Below are 15,619 nucleotides of genomic sequence, written 5' to 3'. Positions count from 1 at the left end.
TGGAGGCACGGGGGATGAAGATCGACTGGGACCGGCGGACCTGCGCGCGCAAGGGGCATGTGACCTACGCGCCCGACGATCCACGGCTGCGGGTACGGCTGCACGCGCAGACCGCGCTCGGCGAGGTATGGCGCTGCCTGCGCTGCGGCGACTTCGCGCTGGGCGAGCCGCACGGCTCGGGGCCGGCCGACGAGGCGCCGCTGGTGCCGCGCGGGAAGGTGCTGCGGGACCTGTTCATCCTGCGCTTCCTGGCGATCGAGCGGGCGGTGCGCGGGGTGTTCATCGTGCTGGTCGCGATCGCGGTGTGGAAGTTCAGCAACAGCCAGGACGCGGTGCGCCGCCTCTTCAACCAGAACCTGGACGTCTTCCGCCCGGTCTTCCGGCACTTCCACTACGACCTCGACCACTCCCCGGTCGTCGACTCCATCCAGAAGGCCTTCGGCTACCGGCACTCCACGCTGCTGCTGGTGGCGGCCCTGCTCCTGGCGTACGCGCTGATCGAACTGATCGAGGCGGGGGGCCTCTGGTACGCCAAGCGCTGGGCGGAGTACCTGACCGTGGTCGCCACCGCCGCCTTCCTCCCCCTTGAGATCTACGAACTCACTGAGCACATCAGCTGGTTGAAGATCGCCACCCTCGTCCTCAACATCCTCGCGGTCCTCTACATCGCCCTGGCCAAGCGGCTGTTCGGGCTGCGCGGCGGGCGCAGGAAGTTCGACGAGGAGCGGCACAGCGCGTCCCTGATGGAGGTGGAGGAGTCCGCCGGGGTGGCCGCCTGACCTTCGTGCGGCGATCAGGCCGTCAGGAGCCCGATCCCCACGCTGACCACGCCTATGGCGAGCGCGGCGGCCCCGGCCCACACCAGCGCGAACATCCCGTTCGGGCGGTCGACGTCGCCGCGGCCCGCTGAGGACGCGAAGAAGCCGCCGGGCAGCAGGATCGCCGAGGCCGGGACCCCGAGGCGCGCGATCCAGCCGACCGCCCCGGTCAGCCCGGCCGCGTCGGCGTACAGCAGACACACCAGGCTGAGGATGACGAGCACACCGGCGTGCGCGTGGCCGGCGCGGGCGAACGCCTTCTGGAACGGCGTCATCGGCACCAGGCCGCGCACGATGCGGGTCATGAACCAACCGCCGATCTCGATGGTCGGCACGGTGAGCAGGACGACGCCGGCGAGGATGCGGCTGGCGTCGGTGAGGTGCAGGGCGTCCATGCGAAACTCCTGGATTCACTGGCTTCATGGGGCGTCGGTGCGGGTCTTCGGTCGGTGCCACTGATCGGGCAAGGGGGATTCACGGCGTCCGCGTGGCCCGCGTCAGACGGGTCAGCTCCTCCTCGCCCAGCACCAGGTTCGCTGCCCCGGCCGAGTCCCGTACAGTCTCCGGACGGCTCGCGCCCGGGATCGGGACCACGGTCGGGGAGAGGGACAACAGCCAGGCGAGGCAGACCTGTTGGGGGCTCACCCCGTGCTCACGGGCCACCTGGTGGAATACGGCGAACCGGTCCGCAGAGTCCTCCAGCCGTGACGGCCCGTCCAGCGAGCTGCGGGAGATTCCGCCCAGCGGGCTCCAGGGCAGGAAGGCCAGACCCAGTTCCGCGCAGAGCCGCAGCTCGGGCTCGCTGTCCTGGACCTCGGGGGAGCAGCGGTTCTGGACGGACACCAGTCGGTCACCGAGGATCGCGCGGGCGCCGCGGATCTGGTCGGTGGTCACGTTGGAGAGGCCGGCCAGGCGGATCTTGCCCTCGTCCAGCAGGTCGCGCAGCGCGCCGACGGACTCCTCGAAGGGGACGGCCGGGTCGGGCTTGTGCAGCTGGTAGAGGCCGATCGCCTCGATGCCGAGGCGCTTCAGGGAGGCCTCGGCCGCCGCCTTCAGGTGCGTGGGCGTGCCCGTCACCGTCCAGTCGCCGCCGGCCGGTCGGCCCCGGCCGCCCTTCGTCGCCACCAGCACGTCGTCCGTGTCGCCGCCGTAGGTCGCGAGCGCGCGGGCGAGGAGGAGTTCGTTGTGGCCGGGGTCCTGGCCCGGCAGATGGTAGGAGTCGGCCGTGTCCAGCAGGGTCACGCCCGCGTCGAGCGCGGCGTGCACGGTGGCCAGGGCGCGCGTCTCGTCGGGGCGGCCCTCGACGGACAGCGGCATCGCGCCGAGCCCGATCGCGCTCACCCGCACGTCGCCGAGGGTGCGGTATCTCATGTCACACGTCCTGTCCGAGGGTCTCGGCGACGGCCTTCGGCAGCCACTGCCGTACGTCACCGAAGGCGAAACCGAGCTTCGTGGCCCGGGAGTTGTCCATGCCGTAGGAGCGGTAGAAGGAGAAGGGGGAGACCTCGCCGACCTCCACGGCCTGGAACACCGCCTCGCCGCTGGGCAGGTGCGCGGCCACCGCCCCGCACAGCTCCCCGGTCGTCAGCGTCCCGTGGGAGGCGGCGTTGACGGGTCCGGTGAAGTCCTGGGCCGTCGCCCAGGCCAGGAAGTCGGCGATCTCCTCGACGTGGATGTACGTCGCGGGGTGGTTCACGGCGGGTACGGCGATCGGGGCGCCGGTGCGGACGCGGTCGGCGTAGTGCTGGAGGCGGCCCGTGAAGTCGTCGTCGCCGCCCAGGACATGGGCCACCCGGACGGACGTGTACGGGAACTCCGGGCCGGCCGCCGCGAACACCGCCTCCGCCTGCCGCTTGCCCTCGCCGTAGTGGGATTCGAGGAACTCCTCGTCGTTCCAGGGGAGTTCCAGGTCGACCGGGACGGTGAGCGGATCGACGGCCGTCTCGCGCACCGGGTCGGCCGAGTCCTCGTACTCGTACACCTCGACCGTCGACGTCATCACATAGCGGGCCGTGCGGCCGGTGAGGACCCGGCGGGCGACGGCCGCCTGGCGCGGGGTGTAGCAGACCTGGTCGACGACCACGTCGAAGGTGCGGGAGCCGAGCGCCTCGATCAGTGACTTCTCGTCATTGCGGTCCGCGACCAGGTGAATCGCGCCGGAAGGCGGGGCGGAGGAGCCGCGATTGAGAACCGTGACCCGGTCTCCGGCGGCCAGCAGACGTGCGATCAGCCGCTTGCCGAAATAGCGGTTTCCGCCGATGACCAGTATGTCTCGTCCCTGTCTCATGGACCATAATTCTCCGGGCGTAACAGCGAAGTCTGAAGGGGAAGACATGGGAGTTCCGGCCACCGCACCGAAAGAACCACGGCAACTGCGCGCCGCCACCGGCGAAACGTCGGCGGCCTTCGACGCGCTGGACCGGCAGATCCTCGAACTGCTCCAGACCGACGGCCGGATCAAGCTGAGCGAGCTGGGGCGCCGGGTGCGGCTCAGCCCGGCCGCGGTCACCGAGCGGGTGCGCCGGCTGGAGGCGGCGGGCGTGGTCGAGGGGTACGGCGCCCAGGTCGCGCCCGCGCGTCTCGGCTACGGCATCCAGGCCTTCATCCGGGTCAACCCGCACGGCGGCTACACCCTCAAGCACCCGAGGACCCTGGAGCTGCTCGACCGCCCGGAGATCACCGAGGTGCACCACGTGGTCGGCGAGGACTGCTGGATCCTCAAGGTCGCCGTCGCCGACACCGTGCACCTGGAGGACGTCCTGGAGCAGACCTCGGCGCTCGGCCGTACGACGACCTCGATCGTGCTGTCCTCACCGGTGCGCCGGAAGCCGCTTCTGCCTCCCGTCTTGCCTTGACGCCGACGTCAACACCTACGGTCGTACTCATGCGAATCGGCGAGCTGGCCGCACGGGCCGGAACCACCACCCGCACCCTGCGCTACTACGAGGCACGGGGGCTGCTGCCCGCCCGGCGCGACGACAAGGGACACCGCGCCTACGACGAGGCCGACGTCCGGCTGCTCCGGCAGATCCGGACGCTGCAGGACTTCGGGTTCGACCTGGAGGAGACGCGGCCGTTCGTGGAGTGTCTGCGAGCCGGGCACCCGGAGGGCGACTCCTGCCCGGCGTCCCTCGTCGTCTACCGGCGCAAGCTGGACGAGCTGGACGCGCTCATCGGGCAGCTCCAGGCCGTGCGGGAGACGGTCGCGGGGCAGCTGGAGCGGGCCGAGCGGGCCCGGGACGAGCTGGCCGCCGAGTCGCAGGTTCCGGGGGGTCCGGAACCCGTGTGCGAGCTGGGAGAGCTGACGCGATGAGCTTGGTGAGCGGACTGGCCGAGGTGACGGACACGGACTTCGAGGCGGAGGTGATCGGCGCGGACCTTCCCGTGCTGGTGCAGTTCACCGCCGACTGGTGCGGTCCGTGCCGGCAGCTGGCGCCGGTGCTGAAGGACATCGCCTTCGAGGAGGGCGACCGGCTGAAAATCGTCCAGCTGGACGTGGACCGCAACCCCACGACGACGGTCGCCTACGGCGTGCTGTCGACGCCGACCCTCATGGTGTTCCGGGGCGGGGAGCCGGTCCGGTCCATGGTGGGGGCCAGGCCCAAGCGACGGCTGCTGGAGGAGCTGGCCGACGTGCTGTAGCGAGCCGCCCGCGCCCAGGACGAGGCGGCCAGGTAAAGACAGTGTATTTTCAGCCAAGATCCCTTGAATGAGAAGTGGGAGTGCTGTGAACATCCCTTGATCTTCTCCACTTGCTCAAGGAATCTTCTTTGCCATCCCTCAGAACCGTGAGGCGCACGGCGGTCCTGGCCGCCGCGGCGCTCACGCTCAACCTCACGCTCGCCACCGGACTCGCCGGTGCCGCGGCAGCCGCCGTACCGGACCTGTCGCAGAGCGGTACACCTACCGACGGGACGGCGGGGGACGCGGCCTCGGCCCTGTCCGAGGCCGCGGACACCGGCGAACCGGTCCACATCACGGGACTGGACGACGAGTTCTCGACCACCTACGCCAACCCCGACGGCACGCTCACCACACGGATATCGGAGGGCGAGCAGCGCATCGCGGGCCCGAACGGCACCTTCGCCCCGGTGAACCTGACCCTCAAGCGGGCCGGCGACCGCGGCTGGGTCCCCAGGAACTCACCCGTACCCGTGGTGGTGTCCGACGGCGGTTCGCGCACCGCCGCGACCCTGACCAAGAGCGACGGCTCGAAGGTCGGCGTCGGCTGGCCCACGAACCTGCCGAAGCCCAAGGTCCACGGCGGCGTGGCGACCTACCGGGTGTCCGCCACCGAGAACCTGGTCGTGTCGACCACCGCGAGCGGCTTCACGGCCCATGTCGTGCTCACCGCCCGGCCGTCCAGGTCCTTCTCGCTCACGCTTCCGCTCGTCCTCGGCGGCAAGCTCAGCGCCCGGCAGACCACGAACGGCGCGATCGCCCTGCGCCGCGGGCCGTCCGGCGCCACCGTCGCGTCGGCCCACCAGTTCACGATGTGGGACTCCGCGCACGGGGCCGAGGCCGCCCCGGATGCCGAGCACAAGGTCGCCACCACCCTGACCAAGGGCCCGGACGGCAGCACCTGGATGCGGCTGCGCCCCTCGACGAAGTTCCTGACCAGCCCGCGTACCGTGTACCCGGTCACGATCGACCCGGACATCTCCTCGCTCAGCCGCAGTGGTGACACGTACGTCTACACGGACAACACCACGCCTCAGATCAGCAGTTACCGACTGATGGTGGGCACGTTCGACAACGGCGTCACCAACTACCGCTCGTACCTGAACTGGAAACTCGACGCCATCCAGGGCAAGCACGTGGTCAGCGCCAACCTGAAGCTCTACCAGTACGACGCCAACACCTGCACCGCCCAGCCGATGTCCGTCCACCCGCTCGACGCGAACTCCTCGCCCTCGACGGTGTGGGCCAACAGGCCCGCCGCCGACTACTCCGGCACGTGGTGGATCAGCGACAGCTTCAACCACGGCGACGAGACCGACGGCTGCGCCAACGCCACCGAGTCCATCGACATCACCAAGATCATCAAGGGCTGGGTGGACGGCACCCACGCCCAGCACGGCATCCAGCTGAACAACGCCGCCGCCGACCTCACGTACGGCAAGCGCTTCTGCTCGATGAACCCGGACTCGTCGCACACCTCGTGCAACACCGCGACCCGCGAGCCCACTCTCGCCGTCACCTACAACACCCTGCCGGCCAAGCCCTCCGGCCTCCAGGCCACTCCGGGAAGCACCTCCGGCAGCGCCTCCTACGTCACCTCCACCACCCCGACCCTGGCCGCCCTGGTCAAGGACGCCGACTCCAACAGCCTCACCACCCAGTTCTCCCTCGCCACCAGCGGCGGCACCGTCCTCACCACGGGCTCCGGAGCCTCGGTGGCGTCCGGCGCCAAGGCCACCTGGACGGTTCCCGCGGGTGTGCTCGCCGACCACACGACGTACAAGTTCCAGGTCCGCGGCTATGACGGCACCGACTACTCGGCCTGGTCCAGCTGGCTGAACTTCACCGTGGACACCTCCAAGGCGCCCAAACCCCCGGCCGACCTGCCGACCGCACTCCAGAGCGGCGCCAGCCAGACCCTCACCCCCATCCTGTCCGGCGTGGTCTCTGCTCCTTCCGGGAACACCGTCCAGGCCGAGTTCCTGCTGTACGACAACACCGGCGCGGCCCTGGGGGGCAGCCCCCTGGCCACCATCGGCGCGGACAACGGCGAGCGGGCGGCCGTACAGGTCCCGGCAGGGCTGCTCAGCGACGGGGCCACGTACACCTGGAAGATGCGGGCCTGTTCCAACAGCCGCTGCTCCGGCTACACCGGGACCCAGAGCTTCACCGTCCATCTCCCCGCCGCGCCGACGACGCCCACCACGACCACGACGGTCATCGGCAGCTCGGCACTGACCCAGGCGACCGTGGACACGGGGGCCACCGACTGCGCCGGGGCCGCGTGCACCGGCTCGGCGGCGAGCACGCTGAAGGTCGGCGCCTCCGGCACCGCACACTGGCGCAGCTACATCCTGCCCGACCTGTCCGCCATCCCCTCCGGCGCCCAGATCACCTCGGCGACCCTCAGCATGGGCACCGCCGGTTGCATGGGCACCTGCGAGGCGCACGACATCGAGGTCCACCCCCTCAACGCCGACTGGACCGCCGCCGGCACCGGCCCCGATCTGGTCGCCGCCGCCGACGGCAACGCACTCGACCTGAGCACCGCCGACCCGGCCTCGCTCGACGTCACCTCCGCCGTACAGCTCTGGCTCGACGGCTCGAACCCCGACCAGGGACTCGCACTCCAGGCCGCCGACGAGGGTTCCGGCACCACCACAGGCGCCACCTACCCGGCCTCCGGCACCAAGCTCACGGTGACCTACATCGCCCCGGGCGCCCCCGACGCGCCCACCACCGTCACCGCCACGCCGACGGCCGCCGGACTGCTGGTCCACTGGAACGCCCCGGAGAACACCGGGTACTCCGGTGACATCTCCTCGTACACCGTCACCGCCTACGTGGCCGGCACCACGCAGCAGGCGGCGCAGACCTCGGTCGACGCCGCGACCGGCGGCACCACGGCCGTACTCACCGGCCTCACCAACGGCGTCAACTACACCGTCACCGTCACCGCGACCACCACCCACGGCACCAGCGCGCCAGCCACCTCCTCGTCGGTCAAGCCCGCCGCGACGCACGCCGCGAGCACCACCGCCTACAAGTCGATCCTCCAGCAGTACCTCGACGCCCGCAGCGGTCTGCTCACCGGTACCTACGCGAGTGCGGACGCCGCCGTCGCCGCCAGCGCCGACGGGGCCGCGTTCAGCGCCCAGTTGCATACCGACGAGGACGATCTGCTCGCCGAGAAGGCGCGTCTGTCCGGTGACGGGGTCGGTTACTCCGGCATCACCACGAGCCTGGCCGACACCACCGCCGGGCCCCTGACCAGCACCTCGGACCTGGTGTACACCCACCACACGGGCGCCACCACGATGACCGACGGCACCACTCAGAACGGAGAGGACGCCCATGAGGTCTACACCTTCGACACAAGCGGCCCGTCTCCGGTGCTGACCCAGCGGCTTGACGCCACCGACTTCCTGAGCAGCCTGTCAGCCTCCGGCACCGCGGCCGCGCAGGTCCCGCTCGACGGGGACGACACCGACGTCACGGCGCCCGGCATGGAGGCCTTCTACACCGACGGAGACGCCCTCCCCGTGGGCACCGCGCCCGCGGGCACCGCCAAGCGCGCTTCCTTCAGCCGCGGCGGCACCGTCTCCTGGGCCGCGGCCCACTACGCGGACGCGGACGAGCTGCGTACCGACTGCACCAACTTCGCCTCCAAGTCCCTGAACCGGGGCGGCGGCGCGCACATGGAGTACGGATCGGTCATCGACATCAGGCGCAGCCCGTACGAGTGGTGGCGCAAGTCGAAGTCGGACATGACCTATTCCTGGTCCGCCGCCAACAACTTCGCCAACTTCATGGGCAACGAGGACAGCGTCACCTGGGTCCGGAACCTCAGCAGCGTCTCGGCCGGTGACATCATGCTGCTGGAGTACGCGGGCGACGGTGACTCCAACCTCGACCACGCGGCCGTGATCTACGGCACCGGTTCCACGACCAGCTCCATCAAGGTCTACCAGCACTCCAGCCATTACCGGAACACGAATCTCGCCGCCATCATCAAGCGCCGTCCGGGCGTCACGGTCTACATCGCCCACATCACACCCCACTGGTACTGATATGAACAGAACCCGAAAGACCATTCTGTGGCTCGCGCTCGTTCTGGCCGTTCTGCTGGCCGGGGGCGCCGCCCTCGCCTGGGGTGCCCCGCGCGACCAGTGGGACTACCGCCGGGCGAGCCGGGCCGGCCTGCCCGCGGTGACGTACACGGGCGACTGGAGCGCCCCCAGCACACTGAAGCTCTATCTCGAGCTCTACGTGCAGCGCCTGAGTGACGGCGACGCGGACGGCCTGACGGACCTCTCCTGGCACCGCCGCTGGTTCGCCCGCCATGCCGAGGCGGCCGCCGCCCGCCGTGTCATCGGCACCTATGGCAAGGGGGCGGCGGGACCGGTCTCCATCGACCTCACTCCCGAGGACCCGTACGACGTCCGGGGCGGCACCATCCACTTCCGTCGCACCGGACAGCAGGAGACCTTCACCGTCTTCAAGCGCAACGGCCTGTGGCTGTTCGTCATCGGCTCGTCCTGACACGCGACCTGAGCGTCGCCTGACACAAGAAATCCCCCGAGCAATTGCGCTCGGGGGATTTCTTTGCGTATATTCGGTGGTTCGCGACTTCAATTCGATCGGGTCGCGGAGAAGTTCACTGGGCACAGTATATCCGGGCGGGAGCGGAATTGTCAAACACCGAATTTCCGGACGATGAATTGCGTCGCGAACAGGAATTCATCGACGGACTGTACGCGCGCGTGGACGTGCTGCGCGGCGAGGCCGGGACCTCGGTCGCGGAGGCGCTCGCCCAGGGCGACAAGCCCATGCAGGCCCGGCTGGAGCGGGACATCCTGGTCGCCGAGCGCTCGGGGCTGCTGGCCGCGCTGAACGCCGTCGACGGTTCGCTGTGCTTCGGCCGTATCGACCTGGCCTCGGGCACCAGCCACCACATCGGGCGCATCGGCCTGCGCACCGACGACACCGAGCGCACCCCGATCCTGATCGACTGGCGTGCCGACGTCGCCCGCCCGTTCTACCTGGCCACCGGCCACACCCCGATGGGCCTGCGCCGGCGCCGGCACATCACCACCGACGGCCGTACGGTGACCGCCCTGCACGACGAGATCCTCGACCTCGGCGACAGGACCAGGACCGGCCACGAGGACCCGACCGGCGACGCCGTGCTGCTCGCCGCCCTCAACTCCGCGCGCACCGGCCGCATGAACGACATCGTGCAGACCATCCAGGCCGAACAGGACGAGATCATCCGGGCGCCCTACCGCGGGGTGCTGGTGGTCGAGGGCGGCCCCGGCACCGGCAAGACGGCGGTCGCCCTGCACCGGGCCGCGTATCTGCTGTACGAGCACCGCGAGTTGCTCGCCAAGCGCGCCGTCCTGATCGTCGGCCCCAACCCCGCCTTCCTCGGCTACATCGGCGAGGTGCTGCCCTCGCTCGGCGAGACCGGGGTGCTGCTGGCGACGGTCGGCGAGCTGTTCCCGGGCGTGCGGGCGACCGCGACCGAAGGCCGGGAGGCGGCCGCGGTGAAGGGCCGCGCCGACATGGCGGACGTACTCGCCGAAGTCGTACGCGACTGGCAGTCGCTGCCCGATCCGGTGATCGCGATCGAGCACGACCGAGAGATCCTGATGCTCGACGACGGCCTGGTGAAGGTCGCCCGCGAGCGCACCCGCGCCGCCAAGCTGCCGCACAACGTGGCCCGGGAACACTTCGAGGGCCACATCCTCAACACGCTCACCGAGCTGTACGCCGAGCGCGTGGGGACCGACCCGTACGACGGCAGCAGCCTGCTGGACGCCTCCGACATCACCCAGATCCGCGACGAACTCGCCGAGAACCCCGAGGTATGGACGGCCGTCGACCAGTTGTGGCCGCGTCTGACGCCGCAGCGCCTGGTCGCGGACTTCCTCGCCGACCCCGTGGGCTATCTGCCCGACGACGACGCGGCCGCGATCCGCCGCCCGGTCACCCGGGCGTGGACCGTGGCGGACGTACCGCTGCTCGACGAGGCGGCCGAACTGCTGGGCGTCGACGAGCGGGTGACGCGGGCGCGGGCGGAGCGCGAGCGGGAGACGCAGGTGGCGTACGCGCAGGGCGTCCTTGACGTCTCGTACGCCTCCCGGACCTACGAGTTCGAGGACAAGGACGAGGAGGACTCGGAGGTCCTGTCCGCGCACCACATCATCGACGCCGAGCGGTTCGCCGAGCGGCAGGAGGAGGACGACCACCGCAGCGCCGCCGAGCGGGCGGCGGCCGACCGGACCTGGGCGTTCGGGCACATCATCGTCGACGAGGCGCAGGAGCTGTCCCCGATGGCGTGGCGGCTGCTCATGCGGCGCAGCCCGACCCGCTCGATGACCCTGGTCGGCGATCCGGCCCAGACGGCGGAGGCGGCGGGCGTCGGCTCCTGGTCGAAGATCCTCCAGCCGTACGTCGAGGACCGCTGGGAGCACACGCGCCTCGGCGTCAACTACCGTACGCCGGCGGAGATCATGGACGTCGCGGCGGCCGTCGTCCGCGCCGAGAACCCCGGCTTCGAACCGCCCAGCTCGGTCCGTTCGACGGGGGTACGGCCCTGGGCGCGCGCCACCGACGACCTGCCCGGCGCCGTCGCCAAGGCGGTCGACGAGCTGACGCCCGCCGAGGGCCGGCTCGCGGTCATCGCCCCGCGCTACCTGCACCGCAAGCTGGCCGCACGGCTGGCCGGGGTGACGGCGGACGCCGAACCCGACCTGACCCGGCACGTCGTCCTCCTCGACCCCCGCCAGTCGAAGGGCCTGGAGTTCGACTCGGTCCTGGTCGTGGAACCGGCCCGCTACGGCACGAGCGACCTGTACGTGGCACTCACCCGGGCGACCCAGCGGCTGGGGGTGCTGTACACCGGCGAACTGCCGAAGGCGCTGGCCGGCGCCTTTGCGTAGACGGGTGACCGGCGACGCGTACGAGGCCCCGGGCAACCGCTGCCCGGGGCCGGGGTTCAGAGGTGCGCGGACGCCGTCAGGCCGGCCGCAGCCACACCGTCGCCAGTGGAGGCAGGGTCAGGCGAATGCTGGCCGGCCGGCCGTGCCAGGGCTGGGGTTCCGGTTTGACCGGGTCGGGGTTGGTGACGGCACTGCCGCCGTACCGCTCGGCGTCGGTGTTGAGGACCTCGTGCCAGGCGGGGACGTCCTCGGGGACGCCCAGCCGGTAGTCGTGACGGACGACCGGGGAGAGGTTCGACAGCGCCAGCAGCGGGACACCGGCCGCGTCGAGCCGCAGGAACGCCAGGAGGTTGTCCTCGGCCGCGTCCCCGACGACCCACTGGAAGCCGGACGGTTCCGTGTCGCGCTCCCACAGCGCCGGGGTCGTCCGGTAGACGGTGTTGAGGTCACGGACCAGGTCCCGGACGCCCCGGTGGTCGGCCTCGGCGCCGTACGACGGATCGAACAGCCACCAGTCCGGCCCGTGCGCCTCGGACCACTCGGCGCCCTGCGCGAACTCCTGGCCCATGAACAGGAGTTGCTTGCCCGGATGGGCCCACATGAAGCCCAGGTAGGCGCGGTGGTTGGCGCGCTGCTGCCACCAGTCGCCGGGCATCTTCGAGACGAGGGACCGCTTGCCGTGCACCACCTCGTCGTGGGAGATCGGCAGCACGTAGTTCTCGCTGTACGCGTACACCATCGAGAAGGTCATCTCGTGGTGGTGGTACTTGCGGTGCACGGGTTCGTGGCTCATGTACTGGAGCGAGTCGTGCATCCAGCCCATGTTCCACTTCAGCCCGAAGCCGAGCCCGCCGAAGCCGCTCGGGCCCTTGTGGTGGGTGGGCCGGGTGACGCCGTCCCAGGCGGTGGACTCCTCGGCGATGGTCACCACGCCCGGGCAGCGCCGGTAGACGGTGGCGTTCATCTCCTGCAGGAAGGCGACCGCGTCCAGGTTCTCCCGGCCGCCGTGCTCGTTCGGCGTCCACTGGCCGGGCTCGCGCGAGTAGTCGAGGTAGAGCATGGAGGCCACGGCGTCCACCCGCAGCCCGTCGATGTGGAACTCCTCGCACCAGTACACGGCGTTCGCGACCAGGAAGTTGCGCACCTCGCGGCGGCCGAAGTCGAACTCCAGGGTGCCCCAGTCGGGGTGCGCGGCCCGCAGCGGGTCGTGGTGCTCGTAGAGGGGACGCCCGTCGAACTCGGCCAGGGCCCACTCGTCCCGCGGGAAGTGCGCCGGAACCCAGTCCATCAGGACGCCGACGCCCGCCTGATGCAGCCGGTCCACGAGGTACTTGAAGTCGTCCGGGGTGCCGAGCCGGGCGGTCGGGGCGAAGAAGCCGGTGACCTGGTAGCCCCAGGAGCCGCCGAAGGGATGCTCGGCGACCGGCATCAGTTCGACATGGGTGAAGCCCATCTCGGTGACGTACGCGGGGAGCTGGTCGGCCAGTTGGCGGTACGTCAGACCCGGGCGCCAGGAGGGCAGATGGACCTCGTACACGGAGAACGGTGCCTCGTGTACGGGGGTGTCGGCGCGGTGGGCCATCCACTCCGCGTCGCCCCACTCGTGGTGCGAGGCGTGCACGATCGACGACGTGGCCGGCGGGACCTCGGTACGGCGGGCCAGCGGGTCGGCGCGCAGGGTGCGCGAGCCGTCCGGGCGGGTGATCTCGAACTTGTACAGCTCGCCCTCGCCGATGCCCGGCACGAACAGCTCCCACACCCCCGAGGAGCCGAGCGAGCGCATCGCGTGTCCGCCGGCGTCCCAGAAGTTGAAGTTCCCCGCGACCCGCACACCGCGCGCGTTCGGCGCCCACACCGAGAACCGGGTGCCGGTCACGCCCTGGTGGGTCATGACGTGTGCGCCGAGCACCCGCCACAGCCGCTCGTGCCGGCCCTCGCCGAGCAGGTGCAGGTCCAGCTCGCCGAGCGTGGGCAGGAAGCGGTAGGCGTCCTCGGTCTCGTGGACCGTGCCGTCGTACGTCACGAGCAGCCGGTAGCCGGGGACCTCGGTGAGCGGGAGCAGCCCGGAGAAGAAGCCGTCCCCGTCGTCGTGCAGGTCCGCCCGCAGGTCGCCGGAGACCACGCTGACCGCCTGCGCGTAGGGACGGAAGGCACGGAAGGCGACCCCGCCCGGGACCGGGTGGGCGCCGAGGACGGCGTGCGGGTCGTGGTGCGTGCCGTGCAGCAGCCGCTCCCGGTCACCGGCGTCGATCGCGGGGGAGACGGCGACCTCCAGAGGGCGCTCCTGGGCGGGCGGTTCGGGCTTGCGGGCGCTGGGGATGACGGCGGAACCGGTTTTCTGGGCGGAACCCGTTTTCCCGGCCGAACCGGCGGCCGCGGCCTTCTTCCCGGCCCCGCCCTTCTCTGCAGTGCTCTTTTCTGCCGTGCTCTTCTCGGCCTTGCTCTTGCCGGACTTGTTCTTCGGGGTGGCTGGCTTCTTGGACGTCACTGACGGGTCTCCCGGGCGAGGGTCGGGTCGGACGTGGCGAGGCGGCGGACCGCGGCGAGGGGTACGGGCAGCCAGTCGGGGCGGTGGCGGGCCTCGTAGACGACTTCGTAGACGGCCTTGTCGGTCTCGTAGGCCCGCAGCAGGACGGGATCGGTGCGCGGGTCGCGGCCGGCCGCCTCCGCGTACCCGGAGCAGTACGCGGCCCGGCAGCGGTCCGCCCAGCCCGGCGCGGGCGGGCTCACCGAGCGGGCGGCGTAGTCGAAGGAGCGCAGCATCCCGGCGATGTCCCGCACCGGCGGCTGCGGCAGGCGCCGCTCGGCCAGCGGCCGGGCCGGCTCGCCCTCGAAGTCGATCAGCGACCAGGCGCCGGACGGCGAGCGCAGACACTGGCCGAGATGCAGGTCGCCGTGGATGCGCTGGGCGGTCCAGGTGCGCCCCTCGGCGGCCAGCCCGTCCAGCGCCTCGAAGGCGGAGCGCAGCCCCCGCTCGTACGGCCGGAGCGCCGGCACGGCCTGGACGGCCGCCACCAGCCGCTCGGTCATGCCGTCCACCAGCGATCGCAGCTGGGCGTGGCCCAGGGTGACCGTCGGCAGGGCGTGGGCGAGGGCGGTGTGCACCTCGGCGGTGGCCCGGCCCAGCGCCCGGGCCTCGGCGACGAAGTCCTCGCCCTTGGCCAGCTCGCGCAGCGCCAGCTCCCAGCCGTCGGCCGCGCCGCTCACGAACGGCTGGAGCACGGCCAGGACGTACGACGCGTCCGGCTCGTCGGCCGGCTCGGCCCGCAGCCACGCCGTCGGCGCGGGCACCCGGGCGCAGCCCTCGCGGGCCAGGGCGCGCGGTATCTCCAGGTCGGGGTTGACGCCGGGGACCACCCGGCGCAACAGCTTCAGGATGAACGTATCGCCGTAGACGATCGACGAGTTGGACTGTTCGCCGGTCATCAGGCGGGCCACCAGTCCCTCCCGGATCTCCTGGCCCGGTTCCCGGTCGAACCGAAGCCCGCCGACGCGCGCCTGGGTGCGCAGGGCCTCCAGGAGCACATCGGCGGGCCGGGGGTCGTACAGGGCGTCGTACACCGTGCGGCCGGTCAGTGGGCCCTCGATGACATGTCCGATGAGCGCGGGCGCCAGCCGGGGCGGCAGCGCCTCGCGCACGCCTATCACCAGCTGGTAGCAGTCGCCGGGGTGCGGCGGGGCGCCGAGCGCGGGCGGCTGGTGGACGCGCAGGAGCAGGTGGTACAGGCCCAGCCGGCCGTCGGGGGGCAGCAGTTCGGTGGCCGCCACCTGGGTGAAACCGGTGACCGGGCGGCCCTTGCCCGCGAACCACCGCTGCCTGGGCAGCCACTCGCGCAACAGCGGTGCGAGCGAGGCGAGGAGGTGACCGGAAGGGGGAGTGGTGCCAGAAGGGGTGACCTTGTCCGCCATGGGCGTCATGTCCTTTCCCCGGGTCGTCGGGGTGTTACTGATGCGTGCCCCGGGTGGGACGGCGGAAACCGCCGGCCGTCCCACCCGGCCGGACTACGCGTCCCGGCGCAGCCGGAACCAGTAGAAGCCGTGCCCCGCCAGGGTCAGCAGGTACGGCAGCTCGCCGATCGCCGGGAACCGCACCCCGCCGAACAGCTCGACCGGATGCCGCCCGCCGAACCGCCTCAGGTCCAGCTCCGTGGGCTGCGCGAACCGGGAGAAGTTGTG

At 71.1% G+C, this 15,619-nt stretch carries 13 protein-coding genes; 7 read left to right on the top strand and 6 right to left on the bottom strand.

All coding sequences use genetic code 11. From position 1 onward, the window contains the following. The first annotated feature begins 14 nt into the window (after nt 1-14). The gene (locus BEK98_RS09690; protein ID WP_094216021.1) at nt 15-779 is read left to right on the top strand and encodes a DUF2127 domain-containing protein; all 765 of its coding nucleotides are present in this window, start codon (nt 15-17) and stop codon (nt 777-779) included. 14 nt (nt 780-793) lie between these two features. On the opposite strand, the gene BEK98_RS09685 is transcribed toward BEK98_RS09690, so the two are convergent. The 3 genes from BEK98_RS09685 to BEK98_RS09675 all read right to left on the bottom strand — a co-directional run bounded on the left by BEK98_RS09685 (nt 794) and on the right by BEK98_RS09675 (nt 3,105). Beyond that, nucleotides 794-1,213, bottom strand: coding sequence for a hypothetical protein (locus BEK98_RS09685; RefSeq protein ID WP_094216020.1), 420 nt, complete (start codon nt 1,211-1,213; stop codon nt 794-796). A gap of 79 nt (nt 1,214-1,292) precedes the next feature. Further along, nucleotides 1,293-2,189: an aldo/keto reductase gene (locus tag BEK98_RS09680; RefSeq protein ID WP_094216019.1), complete on the bottom strand. Its 897-nt coding sequence runs from the start codon at nt 2,187-2,189 to the stop codon at nt 1,293-1,295. 1 nt (nt 2,190) lies between these two features. Next, a complete protein-coding gene (locus BEK98_RS09675) occupies nt 2,191-3,105 on the bottom strand; it encodes an NAD-dependent epimerase/dehydratase family protein (protein WP_094216018.1) in 915 nt (304 codons plus the stop codon). Between the two features lie 46 nt (nt 3,106-3,151). On the opposite strand from BEK98_RS09675, the gene BEK98_RS09670 reads away from it, so the two are divergent. From BEK98_RS09670 to BEK98_RS09645, 6 genes are all read left to right on the top strand, one after another. Then, on the top strand, nt 3,152-3,673 hold the full coding sequence (locus BEK98_RS09670) for an Lrp/AsnC family transcriptional regulator (RefSeq protein ID WP_094216017.1): 522 nt from the start codon (nt 3,152-3,154) through the stop codon (nt 3,671-3,673). A gap of 29 nt (nt 3,674-3,702) precedes the next feature. Beyond that, the gene (locus tag BEK98_RS09665; protein ID WP_094216016.1) at nt 3,703-4,131 is read left to right on the top strand and encodes a MerR family transcriptional regulator; all 429 of its coding nucleotides are present in this window, start codon (nt 3,703-3,705) and stop codon (nt 4,129-4,131) included. Continuing rightward, nucleotides 4,128-4,460 (top strand): thioredoxin family protein, encoded by a 333-nt coding sequence (locus BEK98_RS09660; protein ID WP_279635456.1) that lies wholly within the window; start codon nt 4,128-4,130, stop codon nt 4,458-4,460. The genes BEK98_RS09665 and BEK98_RS09660 overlap by 4 nt, the downstream gene beginning before the upstream one ends. Nucleotides 4,461-4,606: 146 nt before the next feature. Continuing rightward, the gene (locus tag BEK98_RS09655) at nt 4,607-8,569 is read left to right on the top strand and encodes a DNRLRE domain-containing protein (RefSeq protein WP_094216015.1); all 3,963 of its coding nucleotides are present in this window, start codon (nt 4,607-4,609) and stop codon (nt 8,567-8,569) included. Nucleotide 8,570: 1 nt separating this feature from the next. Next, the gene (locus BEK98_RS09650; protein ID WP_094216014.1) at nt 8,571-9,041 is read left to right on the top strand and encodes a hypothetical protein; all 471 of its coding nucleotides are present in this window, start codon (nt 8,571-8,573) and stop codon (nt 9,039-9,041) included. Nucleotides 9,042-9,220: 179 nt separating this feature from the next. Next, on the top strand, nt 9,221-11,443 hold the full coding sequence (locus BEK98_RS09645) for a HelD family protein (RefSeq protein WP_208643060.1): 2,223 nt from the start codon (nt 9,221-9,223) through the stop codon (nt 11,441-11,443). 76 nt (nt 11,444-11,519) lie between these two features. On the opposite strand, the gene glgB is transcribed toward BEK98_RS09645, so the two are convergent. The 3 genes from glgB to BEK98_RS09630 all read right to left on the bottom strand — a co-directional run. Next, nucleotides 11,520-13,931, bottom strand: a complete 2,412-nt coding sequence (gene glgB, locus BEK98_RS09640; protein ID WP_094216013.1) for a 1,4-alpha-glucan branching enzyme — start codon at nt 13,929-13,931, stop codon at nt 11,520-11,522. Next, nucleotides 13,928-15,352 carry a maltokinase N-terminal cap-like domain-containing protein gene (locus BEK98_RS09635; protein WP_208643071.1) on the bottom strand — a complete coding sequence of 475 codons (1,425 nt, stop codon included), beginning with the start codon at nt 15,350-15,352 and terminating at the stop codon, nt 13,928-13,930. The genes glgB and BEK98_RS09635 overlap by 4 nt, the downstream gene beginning before the upstream one ends. Before the next feature lie 93 nt (nt 15,353-15,445). After that, nucleotides 15,446-15,619: alpha-glucosidase C-terminal domain-containing protein (locus BEK98_RS09630; RefSeq protein WP_208643070.1), on the bottom strand; the 174-nt coding region annotated here is incomplete at its 5' end.

Source organism: Streptomyces diastatochromogenes (genome assembly GCF_002242805.1).
Lineage (GTDB): Bacteria > Actinomycetota > Actinomycetes > Streptomycetales > Streptomycetaceae > Streptomyces > Streptomyces diastatochromogenes.
The sequence above is the reverse complement of the archived record's forward strand: the minus strand, read 5'-3'. Positions and strand labels throughout refer to the sequence as shown.

Excerpts from the sequence above, each read along its gene's own strand:
- BEK98_RS09690 (WP_094216021.1), top strand. The coding sequence starts at position 15 with ATGAAGATCGACTGGGACCGGCGGACCTGCGCGCGCAAGGGGCATGTG.
- BEK98_RS09685 (WP_094216020.1), bottom strand. The coding sequence starts at position 1,213 with ATGGACGCCCTGCACCTCACCGACGCCAGCCGCATCCTCGCCGGCGTC.
- BEK98_RS09680 (WP_094216019.1), bottom strand. The coding sequence starts at position 2,189 with ATGAGATACCGCACCCTCGGCGACGTGCGGGTGAGCGCGATCGGGCTC.
- BEK98_RS09675 (WP_094216018.1), bottom strand. The coding sequence starts at position 3,105 with ATGAGACAGGGACGAGACATACTGGTCATCGGCGGAAACCGCTATTTC.
- BEK98_RS09670 (WP_094216017.1), top strand. The coding sequence starts at position 3,152 with ATGGGAGTTCCGGCCACCGCACCGAAAGAACCACGGCAACTGCGCGCC.
- BEK98_RS09665 (WP_094216016.1), top strand. The coding sequence starts at position 3,703 with ATGCGAATCGGCGAGCTGGCCGCACGGGCCGGAACCACCACCCGCACC.
- BEK98_RS09660 (WP_279635456.1), top strand. The coding sequence starts at position 4,128 with ATGAGCTTGGTGAGCGGACTGGCCGAGGTGACGGACACGGACTTCGAG.
- BEK98_RS09650 (WP_094216014.1), top strand. The coding sequence starts at position 8,571 with ATGAACAGAACCCGAAAGACCATTCTGTGGCTCGCGCTCGTTCTGGCC.
- BEK98_RS09635 (WP_208643071.1), bottom strand. The coding sequence starts at position 15,352 with ATGGCGGACAAGGTCACCCCTTCTGGCACCACTCCCCCTTCCGGTCAC.